The 13,986-nt window shown below is 44.5% G+C and carries 13 protein-coding genes and 1 riboswitch; all 13 genes read right to left on the bottom strand.

Features of this window, described 5'->3' with window-relative positions; translation table 11 throughout:
- Positions 1-566: 566 nt before the first annotated feature.
- Complete coding sequence (gene purH / locus P4V41_RS15860; protein WP_328086093.1) at positions 567-2,105, bottom strand: bifunctional phosphoribosylaminoimidazolecarboxamide formyltransferase/IMP cyclohydrolase; 1,539 nt, start codon at positions 2,103-2,105, stop codon at positions 567-569.
- Entirely contained in the window at positions 2,102-2,692 is a 591-nt protein-coding gene (purN, locus tag P4V41_RS15855) for a phosphoribosylglycinamide formyltransferase (protein ID WP_328086092.1), read from the bottom strand. The genes purH and purN overlap by 4 nt, the downstream gene beginning before the upstream one ends.
- Entirely contained in the window at positions 2,689-3,729 is a 1,041-nt protein-coding gene (gene purM, locus P4V41_RS15850; protein ID WP_328086091.1) for a phosphoribosylformylglycinamidine cyclo-ligase, read from the bottom strand. Before purM ends, purN begins: the two co-directional genes overlap by 4 nt.
- A gap of 14 nt (positions 3,730-3,743) precedes the next feature.
- Positions 3,744-5,162 (bottom strand): amidophosphoribosyltransferase, encoded by a 1,419-nt coding sequence (purF, locus tag P4V41_RS15845; RefSeq protein ID WP_066399607.1) that lies wholly within the window; start codon positions 5,160-5,162, stop codon positions 3,744-3,746.
- Positions 5,138-7,369: a phosphoribosylformylglycinamidine synthase subunit PurL gene (gene purL, locus P4V41_RS15840; RefSeq protein WP_328086090.1), complete on the bottom strand. Its 2,232-nt coding sequence runs from the start codon at positions 7,367-7,369 to the stop codon at positions 5,138-5,140. Before purL ends, purF begins: the two co-directional genes overlap by 25 nt.
- A complete protein-coding gene (gene purQ / locus P4V41_RS15835; protein ID WP_328086089.1) occupies positions 7,353-8,036 on the bottom strand; it encodes a phosphoribosylformylglycinamidine synthase subunit PurQ in 684 nt (227 codons plus the stop codon). Before purQ ends, purL begins: the two co-directional genes overlap by 17 nt.
- The gene (gene purS, locus P4V41_RS15830; protein WP_137791366.1) at positions 8,033-8,287 is read right to left on the bottom strand and encodes a phosphoribosylformylglycinamidine synthase subunit PurS; all 255 of its coding nucleotides are present in this window, start codon (positions 8,285-8,287) and stop codon (positions 8,033-8,035) included. Before purS ends, purQ begins: the two co-directional genes overlap by 4 nt.
- Positions 8,275-8,997 carry a phosphoribosylaminoimidazolesuccinocarboxamide synthase gene (gene purC, locus P4V41_RS15825; protein WP_328086087.1) on the bottom strand — a complete coding sequence of 241 codons (723 nt, stop codon included), beginning with the start codon at positions 8,995-8,997 and terminating at the stop codon, positions 8,275-8,277. Before purC ends, purS begins: the two co-directional genes overlap by 13 nt.
- Positions 8,998-9,337: 340 nt before the next feature.
- On the bottom strand, positions 9,338-10,630 hold the full coding sequence (gene purB / locus P4V41_RS15820; protein WP_144704474.1) for an adenylosuccinate lyase: 1,293 nt from the start codon (positions 10,628-10,630) through the stop codon (positions 9,338-9,340).
- Complete coding sequence (purK, locus tag P4V41_RS15815; RefSeq protein WP_419181327.1) at positions 10,627-11,781, bottom strand: 5-(carboxyamino)imidazole ribonucleotide synthase; 1,155 nt, start codon at positions 11,779-11,781, stop codon at positions 10,627-10,629. The genes purB and purK overlap by 4 nt, the downstream gene beginning before the upstream one ends.
- A complete protein-coding gene (gene purE, locus P4V41_RS15810; protein ID WP_328086083.1) occupies positions 11,774-12,259 on the bottom strand; it encodes a 5-(carboxyamino)imidazole ribonucleotide mutase in 486 nt (161 codons plus the stop codon). The genes purK and purE overlap by 8 nt, the downstream gene beginning before the upstream one ends.
- A 104-nt stretch (positions 12,260-12,363) precedes the next feature.
- Positions 12,364-12,466: riboswitch (purine riboswitch) on the bottom strand.
- An 83-nt stretch (positions 12,467-12,549) separates the two neighbouring features.
- Complete coding sequence (locus P4V41_RS15805) at positions 12,550-12,753, bottom strand: NETI motif-containing protein (RefSeq protein WP_197195914.1); 204 nt, start codon at positions 12,751-12,753, stop codon at positions 12,550-12,552.
- 3 nt (positions 12,754-12,756) lie between these two features.
- On the bottom strand, positions 12,757-13,284 hold the full coding sequence (locus P4V41_RS15800; protein ID WP_066390813.1) for a DUF2179 domain-containing protein: 528 nt from the start codon (positions 13,282-13,284) through the stop codon (positions 12,757-12,759).
- Positions 13,285-13,986 lie beyond the last annotated feature (702 nt).

Raw genomic sequence — 13,986 nt, 5'->3', positions numbered from 1 at the left:
TTTTTTTAGCTTCGAAGTTTTTGAAAGCTGTTGATCTCCGTTCCAGGTACTCCCTTTCCGCGGGGCAGGCGGTGAGCCACATTCGTACGTTTCACGTATAAGTGTCTCACCTGCCCACCTGTCCCGCAGGAGTCTCGCACCTTGCACTCCGATCAACCAATCTTCGAAGAAAAGACTATGTTACTTTAAGAAATTTTCTTTTTTCTTCCTACAGCAAGTTGATTGTAGCGGAAGGTTGCCTGCCTGCCACATGATGAGCTTCTTGCAAGGCATGCGACGAGGAAGTTCACTTCTTCAGCATAAACTTGTAGACGCAGGAGCAGAGAGACAATCTTTGAGCGGGCAGTCCGAAAAGTGAAAGTGACTCGTTCAGCCCCGACAAGCAAAAGGGAAATGGGCGAGGACGGCGCACTTTGACTTCTTGACCATTTACCTTTTGACCTCGAGGGGCTAGTCACTGCAACTAGACAGGAGGCTCACCGTTCGCCCCATGGAAAGCGTGCAACCTGGAGCGGAGATCAACTACTTTCAGGAAGTAACAATGCATTCGAAAACAGCTAGAAGAATTAATGCTTAAAGTGTCTTACGCCTGTGAACACCATCGTGATCCCGTGCTCATCTGCTTTTTTGATCGAATCTTCATCCTTGATTGATCCACCTGGCTGGATGATTGCTGTTACGCCAGCGCGTGCCGCTGCTTCTACGGTATCATCCATCGGGAAGAACGCATCTGACCCAAGAGCAGAACCTTGTGCACGTTCACCAGCTTGCTCGATCGCGATCTTTGCTGCGCCAACGCGGTTCATCTGACCTGCACCAACACCTACTGTCATTTCGTCTTTTGCTAAGACAATCGCGTTAGATTTCACGTGTTTTACCACTTTCCAAGCAAGCTTCAGATCTTTCCACTCTTGCTCATTCGGCTGGCGCTTTGTAGGAATCGTCACATTCGCATCATCCAAACCATAAACATCTTCCTCTTGAACTAACATTCCGCCAGAAACGGTTGTGATTTTCTTTGCGATTCCTTTACCTTCAGTAAAATCTAGTTTTAATAAACGGATGTTCTTCTTTTTCGTTAGAATCTCTAACGCTTTCTCAGTAAATGAAGGAGCGATGATGATTTCAAGGAAAATCTCACTCAGCTTTTGAGCGGTTTCTTCATCTATTTCTGTGTTAGCTGCTATGATGCCGCCAAAGATTGATACAGGATCAGCTTCAAATGCACGGTTGTACGCTTCAAAAATGGTTGAGCCTGTTCCAACTCCACAAGGATTCATATGTTTAACCGCAACAACGGCTGGATCAACAAACTCTTTTACGATGGAAAGTGCTGCATCTGCATCGTTGATGTTGTTGTAAGAAAGTTCTTTTCCGTGAAGCTGTTCAGCATCTGTTAAAGAGAGCGTGTTCTTCAGTGGAGTTGAATAGAACGCAGCTTTTTGATGAGGGTTCTCACCATAACGAAGGTCCTGCTTCTTTTCATATGTTACTGTGTAAGATTCAGGGTGCTCCTCTTCTACAGCTGCTGTTAAATACTCAGCGATTAACGCATCATAAGCCGCTGTATGACGGAACGTCTTCGCAGCAAGTCTGCGGCGCGTCTCTTCACTTACCGCTCCTGCACCATCAAGCTCACCCGCTACTGTCACATAGTCTGCCGGATCGACAACGACGGTTACGTAAGCGTGATTCTTTGCTGCTGAACGAAGCATGCTCGGTCCGCCGATATCGATATTTTCGATCGCATCAGCGAATGTCGTTCCTTCTTTTGCGATCGTCTCTTTGAATGGATAAAGGTTTACGACTACAAGATCGATCGGAGAGATCTCATTTTCTGTCATCGCTGCTTGATGTGTCTCATTATCTCGAACAGCGAGTAAGCCGCCATGAATTTTTGGATGAAGCGTTTTGACACGCCCGTCCATGATCTCTGGAAAACCCGTCACTTCAGATATGCCGATTACAGGAATTCCTGCGTCTTGTAACGCTTTTTTTGTTCCGCCTGTAGAGATAATCTCTACGCCGTGATGAGCTAGTTTTTCTGCAAAATCAAGCAATCCTTCTTTATTTGATACGCTTATGAGTGCGCGTTTGATTGTCAATGTAAGATGCCTCCTACGGTGTCGTTTTGTAATAGTTTGTTGATGATGGCAGGGTACAATTGGTGTTCTGCTTTTTGTATACGCTGCTGCAGGGTATCCTCTGTATCGCCTGGCAATACGGGGATCCTTACTTGTTCAATGATCGGCCCTGTATCCATTCCACTGTCTACATAATGAACGGTTACACCTGTTTCTGCAACGTTTGCTTTCAGTGCTTGTCCCACCGCATCCTTGCCCGGAAATGCTGGCAGATAAGACGGATGAATATTGATGATACGACCTTCATACGCTTTCAATAACACATCGCCAACCAACCTCATATATCCTGCGAGAACGATAAATTCTACTCCATAGGATTGAAGTTCAGAAACAATTTCTTTTTCAAAATCAGCTTTTGATGCAAAAGTTTTGGGCATGAACGAGTACGTTGGTATGTCAAAATGGCGCGCACGATCGATTACCTTTGCCCCCGGTTTATCACATACTAAAAGCTCGATATCCGCTTGAAGCTCACCTGCTTCAACCGCGTCCACGATGGCTTGAAAGTTGCTTCCGCTTCCAGAAGCAAATACCGCTATTTTTCTCATTCGATGTTTCCTCCACCAAAGATCACGCCTTCACCTTGCTTCACGCGACCGATGATGTAAGGCTTCTCGCCTGTTTCTTCTAAAAGGCGGATGATCGGAAGCATATTTTCTTCTGAAACCGAGAGCACCATTCCAATTCCCATGTTAAACGTTGTGAACATCTCTTTGCGTGTCAGGTTTCCTTTTTCTTCGATTAGATCAAAGATTGCAGGAACCGGCCATGAACCATAATCTACTTCTGCCGCAAGACCTTCAGGCAGCATGCGTGGAATGTTTTCAATGAATCCGCCGCCTGTAATATGAGCAACACCGTTCACATCGAACTGATTGAACACTTCAAGCAACGGTTTTACATAAATGCGAGTCGGTGTTAACAGCTCTTCACCTAATGTCTTAGATAAACTTTCAATGTGTTGGTTCAAATCAAGACCTGCGTTTTCTAATAAAACTTTACGAACGAGTGAAAAACCGTTGGAGTGAAGACCGTTTGAAGCAAGGCCGATTAATACATCGTTCTCGGAGATAGCAGCTCCGTTGATCAGCTTCGATTTCTCGGCGATTCCAACAGTGAATCCAGCAAGATCATACTCTTCACTGTCGTACATGCCAGGCATCTCTGCCGTTTCTCCACCGATGAGCGCACACCCTGCTTGTTCACAGCCATCCGCGATTCCACTGACGATTTCTTCAATCTTTTCAGGGTGAAGCGTGCCGCAAGCAATATAGTCCAGAAAATAAAGCGGCTCAGCGCCTTGCGCTACGATATCGTTCACACACATCGCAACGGCATCTACACCGATCGTGTCATGCTTATCCGCCATGAACGCAAGCATCAGTTTCGTACCTACTCCGTCTGTTCCGGAAATCAGCACAGGCTCTTTATGTGAGAATCCGGATAGATCGAACATGGCCCCAAAGCCACCAAGACCCGCTAATACTTCCGGACGCTTCGTTCTCTGTGCATGCTTCTTGATACGATCGACCGCTTCATATCCTGCTTCGATGTTCACGCCTGCTTGCTTATATGCTTCTGCCATCGTCTTCTCCCCCTTTAAACAAGCTCTTTTTCATATGGTAAAACAGTATCTGGATAAATTTCTGTTGGATATCTTCCAGTAAAACAAGCTAAACATTGTCCGCAGTTCGGTTCCGCATTTGAACGTCCGATGCCTTCCATCAGTCCTTCTACGGAAATAAACGATAAGGAATCCGCACCAATTATCTCACGAATCTCATCTACCGAATGCTTTGATGCAATCAGTTCTGCACGTTCTGACGTATCAATGCCGTAATAGCATGGATGTGCGATCGGTGGTGCTGTTATGCGAACATGAACTTCTGTAGCGCCAGCAGCACGCAGCATCTTCACGATTCGGCGGCTCGTCGTACCACGTACGATTGAGTCATCAACCATCACGACGCGCTTGCCTTCTACAATTCCTCGAACCGGCGAAAGCTTCATCTTCACTCCTAGTTCGCGAAGCTCTTGAGATGGCTGAATGAATGTACGGCCAACATAACGATTTTTAATCAAACCGATCTCATACGGAATACCGGATGCTTCTGCATAACCGATCGCAGCTGAGATACTAGAATCAGGCACACCTGTTACAACATCCGCTTCAATCGGCGCTTCTTCATACATCTTTTTCCCAAGACTTTTACGAGCCGCATGAACGTTGATTCCTTCGATGTTGCTGTCTGGTCGTGAAAAATAAATATATTCCATCGAACACATAGAGCGTTGAACAGAAGTCGAGAACGTATCGACCGTTAGTCCATCTTCATTAATGATCAAAAGCTCTCCTGGCTGCACGTCACGTACGTATGTCGCTCCAACTACGTCAAACGCACACGTTTCAGAAGCGACTACATACGCATCACCTAGCATACCAAGTGACAATGGGCGTAAGCCGTTCGGATCGAGTGCTACCATCATCTCGTTTTCTGTCATCACTAAGAACGCGTATGCACCTTTTAGCATCGTTAAAGCGTTCTGTACTTTTTCTTTTAGTGTAAAATAACCGCTACGCTTGATTAGATGAGCAAGCACTTCTGTATCTGAAGTGGTTTGAAAAATGCTTCCTTGCGATTCCAGCTGATGCTTTAGCGCGTTGGCATTTACAAGATTTCCGTTATGCGCAAGTGCAAGTGAACTAGTTTGAGAGCGGAACAATAAAGGCTGAACGTTCGCAAGCTCATTGCCTCCTGCCGTGGAATACCGAACATGGCCGATTGCACCATGTCCGATCAGTCCTTCGAGCTCCCCTTTGCTGAACACGTCGTTTACAAGACCGCTTCCTTTATGAATGCGTAAACGCTCCCCGTCTGTTACAACGATTCCCGCTCCTTCTTGTCCGCGATGTTGCAAACTGTGTAGTCCATAATATGTTAATTGCGCGGCATCCGGGTGACCCCATATACCAAATACACCACATTCTTCGTTTAAGCCTTTGATGTCAGCAAGCATGGAATAGCTCCTTTCCAGGCGTCTTGCATCTCCTGGAGCGTGCAGGATAACAACTCTTCACCCTGCTCATTATCAATCGCTAGACCGCTCTCAGAACGAACAAAACCTATGATTTTTGCGTCTTTTACAAGCTGTTGGAACTCATCTTGATGTTCAGGTTTTACTGTGACTAAGAAACGGGATTGAGATTCTCCAAAAAGACTTCCGATCGGCTCATCTGTTAATGTCACGCTCGCTCCTACTTTTCCGTCCATCACAGATTCAGCAAGTGCAACAGATAGTCCGCCTTCTGCAACGTCATGCGCAGATTGAATCAAGCCTTTTTGAATCGCAGCTAAAAGTTCACGCTGTCTTGTTTCTTCCACTTCTAGATCGATGTGAGGCGCTTTACCAAAAATGCGCCCTTCTTTCATCTTCTGAAGTTCACTTCCGCCAAACTCAGCCTTACTCTCACCGATAAGATAGATGATGTCGCCCGCTTCTTTAAAGCTCTGAGTCATGATATGCTTCGTGTCTTCGATAAGCCCGACCATACCGATGACTGGTGTTGGGTAAACGGCTACACCGTTCGTTTCGTTATAAAGAGATACGTTACCGCCGATGACTGGCGTTGCAAGTTTGTTGCATGCCGCACTCATACCGTCAGCTGATTTCTCTAGCTGCCAGAAGATCTCTGGCTTTTCAGGATTTCCGTAGTTTAAGCAATCTGTCACCGCAAGAGGCTGCGCTCCTGAACATACAAGATTACGAGCTGCTTCGGCAACAGCGATCATGCCACCGACTTCTGGGTCAAGATAGAGATAGCGAGAATTACAGTCTGTTGTCATCGCTAGTGCTTTTTTCGTTCCTCGAATTCGAACGACTGCTGCATCCGATCCAGGTGCTACGACCGTATTCGTACGTACCATATAGTCATATTGGTTATAAACCCACTCTTTGCTCGCGATCGTCGGTTGCTTTAAAAGAGAGAGCAACGTAGATTTGAAGCTAGTAATCTCTGGGAAGTAGTCTGCTTGCGCTTGGAACTCACCATAATAAGCAGGTTCCTTTGATGGCTTATGATAAACCGGAGCATCTTCTGCAAGAGCATCTACCGGTACATCTGCCACGATCTCACCTTGGTGAGTAAGACGCAGTACTTGTTCTTCTATAACCGTTCCAACCGTCACGCAATCAAGATCCCATTTTGCAAAGATCTTCTCCACTTCATGCTCACGGCCTTTTTCAACAACTAAAAGCATGCGCTCTTGAGATTCTGAAAGCATCATCTCATAAGCTGTCATTCCTGTTTCACGCTGTGGAATAAGATCAAGGTTCATCTCGATTCCCATACCCGCTTTACTTGCCATCTCGGCCGACGAACTTGTAAGACCTGCAGCACCCATATCTTGAATCCCAACAAGTGCATCACAGTTGTGAATAAGCTCTAAGCACGCTTCCATAACGAGTTTCTCCATAAAAGGATCCCCAACTTGAACCGCTGGACGCTTTTCTTCTGATGCTTCAGAAAGCTCTTCCGATGCAAACGTTGCACCGTGGATGCCGTCACGGCCTGTTTTCGCCCCAACATACATGACAGAGTTTCCTGCACCCTTTGCTTGTCCTTTTTTAATGTCTTTATGGTCGATCAGACCGACGCACATCGCGTTCACAAGTGGATTTCCTTCATATGATGGATCAAATTGAACTTCTCCACCAACCGTCGGAATTCCGATACAGTTGCCGTAGCCTGCGATCCCCGCTACCACCTGCTCAAACAAATACTTTACACGCGGAGATTCTAATTCACCGAAACGAAGGGAGTTCAGCATCGCGATTGGACGTGCTCCCATGGAGAAAACGTCACGGATGATTCCACCAACACCTGTTGCAGCTCCTTGGTAAGGCTCGATCGCTGAAGGATGGTTATGAGATTCGATCTTGAAAACAACCGCTTGACCGTCACCGATATCCACGATCCCAGCACCTTCACCAGGACCTTGAAGTACGCGCTCACCTTTTGTAGGAAACTTGCTTAGAACTGGCTTTGAATTTTTATAAGAACAATGCTCACTCCACATAACAGAGAACAGTCCTGTTTCTGTCCAGTTAGGAGATCTGCCGATAATCTTTTCTACGAGTTCAAACTCTGAATCACTTAAACCCATCTCACGGTATAATTTTTGCTTCTTAATTTGTGAACTTGTTGGTTCATGTTGCAGCGACATAACGTTCCCTCCAGCTCTTCACAATAGATTGAAATAATTTAAGACCATCTTTGCTACCTAAAAGCTCATCGACCGCGCGTTCCGGATGCGGCATCATACCTAGCACGTTGCCTTCCTCGTTCGTGATACCGGCAATGTTTTCAACCGATCCGTTCGGATTGTTTTTATACGTAAATACGATCTGATTGTTTGCTTTAAGCTGTTGCAGCGTCTCTTCATCGCAATAATAGTTGCCTTCACCATGTGCGACTGGAACGGAGATCACTTCACCATTTTCGTACTGAGTCGTAAAGATCGTCGATGTGTTCTCAACGACTAGTTCTTCTGGCTGGCAGATGAATTTCAATGATTCATTGCGACGCATCGCACCTGGCAGAAGTCCTGTTTCTAGTAAAATCTGAAATCCGTTACAAACGCCAAGAACTGGTTTTCCATCTCGTGCAGCTTTAACCACTTCTGTCATCACGTTCGAGAATTGTGCGATAGCGCCAGAGCGGAGGTAATCTCCATAAGAGAAACCACCTGGCAATAAAATACCGTCAAATTGATTTAAGTTTGTTGCGTCATGCCAGACGTACTCAACTTCAGCACCGAGCTCATCTTTTACAGCATGATACATGTCAGTGTCACAGTTTGATCCCGGAAAAACGATTACAGCAAACTTCACTGTGCGACAACCTCCTCCACCTCGTAGCGGTAGTCTTCAATCACCGGATTCGATAAAAGTTTCGAGCACATGTTCACGATTTTCTCATCTAGATCGTAATCGCCTTTTTGAAGGGTTAACTCCAGATACTTACCAATACGTACATCTTCAACCTCTGACTGTCCCATTTTGTGAAGCGAGCTCATTACTGCCTTACCTTGCGGATCTAATACACTCTCTCTTAATGTTACATACACCTTTACTTTGTACATGATAGGCCTCCTAGACGTTGTAGTATTTTTTCATAAGCATCTGTTAAACTTCCTAATCCTCGGCGAAATACATCTTTATCGAGTTTCTCGTTCGTTTCAGCATCCCATAAACGGCAAGTATCAGGAGAAATTTCATCAGCGAGCATAAGGTATCCGTTAGCATCTGTTCCGAACTCTAGCTTAAAGTCGACGAGCTTTACGTTCTTTTGAACAAAATAAGAAGTGAGCACTTCGTTGATTTGAATCGCTTGTTCTGAAATCTGACTGAGTTGCTCTCGTGTTGCCAAGTTCATGATGTCGATATGTTCTTCCGTGATAAGTGGATCGCCAAGGTCATCGTTTTTGTAATAAAATTCGACGATCGTGCGCGGAAGGATCTGACCTTCAGGAATCCCGATACGCTTTGATAAGGACCCAGCTGCGATGTTACGAACAACCACTTCTAAGGGGATGATGGTCACCTTTTTTACGAGCTGTTCTGTTTCGGATACTCGTTTTATGAAGTGGGAGTGGATACCCTTCTCTTTGAGCAGTTCAAAAAGGATAGAAGAGATCTCGTTGTTCAGTCTTCCTTTTCCTGCGATCTCAGCTTTTTTCTCGCCGTTGAACGCAGTTGCTGAATCTTTGTAGCTGACCCAGACGACTTCTTCGTCTGTTGTGCGGTAGATGCGTTTTGCTTTTCCTTCGTATAGCTGCTCTAACTTCTCCATCTTGACCCCTCCGTTATATGAAGATTCCCAATATTCAATCTTTTAAAATAGGCAAAGAGAAAGAGAGCTCAATAGATTACTCTCTTTTTAGTTGAAGTACTTCAAAAAAGCTTGTTTAATCTTCGTAGCTTGAAAGAGTTGATTTCCGCTCCAGGTACTCCCTTTCCGGGGGGCGTGCGGTGAGCCTCTTAGCGCTCTGCGCTGTTAAGAGTCTCACCTGCCCCGCTCGTCCCCCAGGAGTCTCGTACCTTCCTCTACAATCAACTTTTCAATGATGTGTAGACGTTAAAGATTTAAAAACTAACCATTTATTAAAGCAATTCTTCGTATATAAAACCTTTTAAAGCCCTAATCTGTCGAAGATTGTGTCTACGTGTGACAGATGATAACTGTAGTCAAAGCATTCAGAGATTTCTTCAGGTGTTAATTTTTCAGTGATTTTTTGTTCAGCTTCTACTAATGTTCTGAACTGTACGCCTTCTTCCCATGCTTGCATCGCTTTTGGTTGCACTGTGTCGTACGCTTCTTCACGTGCCATTCCTTTATCGATTAATTTGAGAAGAACACGTTGTGAGTAGATCAATCCGTATGTGCGCTCCATGTTGCGTTTCATGTTCTCTGGGAACACGGTTAAGTTCTTGATGATGTTACCGAAACGGTTCAGCATGTAGTTCAGTGCGATTGTTGCATCTGGTAGAATCACACGTTCAGCTGATGAATGTGAGATATCACGCTCATGCCATAGTGATACGTTCTCATACGCTGTCATCATGTAACCGCGGATTACACGAGCAAGACCTGTCATGTTTTCAGATCCAATCGGATTACGTTTATGCGGCATAGCAGATGATCCTTTTTGACCTTTTGCAAAAAACTCTTCCACTTCACGCGTCTCACTCTTTTGAAGACCGCGTACTTCTGTTGCGAACTTCTCGATACTCGTTGCGATAAGAGCCAACGTTGACATGTAGTGCGCGTGACGATCACGCTGCAACGTTTGTGTAGAGATCGGCGCGGCTTCAAGTCCAAGCTTTTCACACACATATTTTTCAACGAACGGATCGATGTTTGCATACGTCCCAACGGCTCCAGAAATTTTACCGAAACGAACCGTATCAGACGCTTGCTTGAAGCGTTCCACGTTACGCTTCATCTCTTCGTACCAAAGAGCAAGCTTCAACCCAAACGTTGTCGGCTCAGCATGCACTCCGTGCGTACGACCCATCATCACGGTATATTTATGTTCTTTTGCTTTTTCTGCAAGAATCTCAACGAAACGATCTAGATCTTTCGCTAAGATGTCGTTTGCTTGTTTAAGTAGATACGATAGAGCTGTATCTACTACATCTGTTGAAGTTAGTCCGTAATGTACCCATTTGCGCTCTTCACCAAGTGTTTCAGATACCGCTCGCGTAAACGCAACAACATCGTGGCGTGTTTCTTCTTCGATCTCTAGAATTCGATTAATATCAAAAGACGCGTTTTCGCGAAGCTTCTTCACGTCTTCTTTCGGAATATCTCCTAGTTCTGCCCAAGCTTCACAAGCTAAGATCTCTACTTCAAGCCACGCTTGATATTTGTTTTCGTCCGTCCAAATCGCTCCCATTTCAGGGCGTGTATAGCGTTCAATCATTGTGTTACCTCCGTTTTGTTATCACTTAAAAATAGTGCGGACACTTTTTCTGCTTTTTCCAGTGCCTGTTCAATCGTATCACCTAAAACCGTGATATGCCCCATCTTTCGTTTCGCTTTCGCTTCTTTCTTTCCGTACAGATGAAGTTTCGCTTCTCCTAAATTTCCTATCTCGCGTAACACAGTCTCATGATGTTCACCTAATATGTTGATCATCACGGCTGGTTTTATTAATTCTGTATTGCCAAGCGGCCAGTTGCATACGGCGCGAACATGCTGATCGAACTGTGAAGTCTCACACGCCTCGATCGTGTAATGCCCGGAGTTATGCGGGCGTGGCGCTAGTTCGTTCACATAAATCGTACCGTCTTTTGCGACGAACATCTCTACGGCAAGCGTACCAACAAGCTCTAATTCCGTTGCGATTGACCCCGCTAGGAGCTTTGCTTGATCCGCTGTTGTGTTCGTGATGCGTGCTGGCGCAATCGTTTGATGCAGGATATTCTCTTTGTGTATATTCTCTGCGATCGGAAACGATTTAACCTCACCGCTCACACTTCTCGTGATGATAACGGATATTTCTTTTTCAAAAGGAACCCAAGCTTCCAGCACACAATCTGTCTCTTTTTCTAAAAGTGTTGCTGCAATCTCAAGATCACTTTCTTTCTTGATCACAAACTGCCCTTTCCCGTCGTAACCGCCTCTGCACGTTTTTAATACAGAAGGGTAACCCAATTCTTCCACCGCATGTTGTAGTGAAAGAAAATCGGTCACTGGACGATATGGAGCAACAGGGACACCTGCTTTTTGAAGTGTTTCTTTCTCTTTTAAACGGTGCTGAGTGACAGAGAGTAGACGGCTTCCCTGCGGTAAGTTTCCGTTCTCTTCTAACCAGCTCGCACTCACTGCATCTATGTTTTCAAACTCGTATGTGACGACATCGCTTTGTTCCGCCAATTTCTTGATGCCTTCTCGGTCGTCATAAGCTGTTGTGATTTGTTGATCAGCAACTTGCCCGCATGGTGAATTCTCACCTGGCTCTAAAACAACAACGTTCAATCCCATCTCACGAGCGCTTAACGCCATCATACGGCCGAGCTGACCTCCGCCAAGTATACCAAGTGTTTGTTGTGGTTTTATCGTCTTAAACAAGAAGCTCACTACTTTCGATCGCCATTTGTTGTGCTGTAGCACGGCGTTGTTTTAAACGTTGTTTGACTCCTTCATCATGTACAGCCACCATCTGTGCGGCTAGAAGTCCTGCATTCGCTGCACCCGGTTTTCCGATCGCGACTGTCGCGACAGGAACACCTTTTGGCATCTGTACAATCGATAGCAGCGAATCCATCCCGTTTAGCGCTTTGGATTGAACCGGAACACCAATGACTGGCAGGATTGTTTTAGCTGCGACCATACCTGGCAAGTGAGCTGCTCCGCCTGCTCCAGCAATGATCACTTCAATCCCTCTATGTTCTGCTTCTTCTGCGTATTGAAACATGAGATCTGGTGTACGGTGTGCCGAAACCACCTTCTTCTCGTAAGCTACTTCAAGTTCATCTAATAGGTCACACGCTTCTTTCATTGTTTCCCAATCTGAAACACTTCCCATGATCACGCCAACTTTAGCCATGGCAGCCTCCTTATTGTCAGAAAAAATAAAAAAGTCCAGTTAGTATGCTTCTCCCTAATATGAGAGAAAGCAGCCAACTGGACATACGTATCCGAAAAAATAGACAGAAAGATGCTTTCCCTCATAGTCTGATGAAATAACGGTCATCAGGTAGAGACTTACGGGCCATATTCCCGAAATTATATGAGGGCTTTATTCTTCTGATTTTATTGTAGCAATGATTGTTTTGTTTTGTCAACAAAAATCGAACATTAAGTTATATATCGCATTTAATGTTCGTGTTTTGATCATTATTGAAGGAGCTTGCCTTCAAATACAATTCGTTGTTCTTTTACTTCTGGTTCCATTCTGCCGTTGCGCTTCACTTCATGAAACACAGGCTCCTCCATACGTCGAACCGGTGTATAGCCCTCATTGGCCATACGATCCAGACAATCAGAGATCGTTTCTCCTGCTTCAACAGCAAACTTCTTTTTAGAAGGTTTCTTCTCCATCTGTTACCTCCTGATACCCTTAACCCAAAATCCACCATGAAACGCTTTTGGTTCATGTGAAATAATAAACGCCTTCGGATCCAAATCCTTTACCGTATTATATAGGTTCATTTCTGATTTACGCGATGTTAAGATCTCCATCATCAAACGCTGCCCTTCACGACCTTCTGCAAGCCAGTTTGTAACACCATAGCCTTTGTTGCGAAGCTCATTCGGTAGGCCGCCTTCAAGATTTGTCGTAATTACGTTAACAGTAGTATATCCAAGTGCAAGCTTTTCTTCAATCTTCATTCCTACTAAAACACCAATTCCATAACCAACCGCATACGCAATCAAGTTTTGAATCTCATTTAAGTTATCAAGAACCAGCCCGAGGCCCACCACATAGATAATGACCTCAAACACACTAATAAAGGCAGCTAAATACCTTTGTCCTTTCAACGTCAGGATCATCCTGATCGTAAAAAACGAAACATATACAATATTGATCAATAATATGATCCCAACCATGACGAACGCATTATCTAACATGATGGCAAGCCTCCCAAGGTGAAAAATACTTCGTTAAGGATAACACTTTTTGGACAAGTTGGAAACTGGAGAATTGATGCAAAAACAGTTGTGGTTTTTGGGGGAGTTTAGTAGGAAGTTTGGCGGAAGCTTCTTATATTTATATTGAAAGTTTGGTGCATACCAAACCTCCTTTTTTCTTGATTTTGGTGGTGTTGGTAATGATGTTTGTGAGCTGTTTGTTAAAAAAGAGAGTCAGCAATCGCTTTTGAATGTTTTTTTGAGCTCTTGCTGAGGAATATCGCGTGTTGGAAGATGGCTCTGGCCATCTTCTTCCTATTTTGAGGGTTGTGAATGGGTTTCGTGAGGTGATAATGATCTTTGAAGCATACGGAGTGGGGTATCTCCCACCGCTAATTAAGTCTGAATGAAAAAAATTAAGTCAAAATAAGAGCCAATTAAGTCGAAATGAACCTCAGTTAAGTCTAAAAAACAAAATAAAGGCCGTTCGCTAAATTCCGACAATCCTTCGTAGCTCTATATTGAGTATAAATTGAATTTGTTGAGTCTATTTTAATATCATTTAGTCTGTAAAAAAATTCATAATTAGATTTTTAGATTATCCTTTATATCTTGTATCTTATAAACAAACAAAAAAAAGATGGAACGAACATAAAGTTCGTCCCACCTTCTTTGCCTAGCGACGTCCTACTCTAACAGGGG

This window comes from Fictibacillus nanhaiensis, assembly GCF_036213205.1.
Lineage (GTDB): Bacteria > Bacillota > Bacilli > Bacillales > Fictibacillaceae > Fictibacillus > Fictibacillus nanhaiensis_E.
The sequence above is the reverse complement of the archived record's forward strand: the minus strand, read 5'-3'. Positions and strand labels throughout refer to the sequence as shown.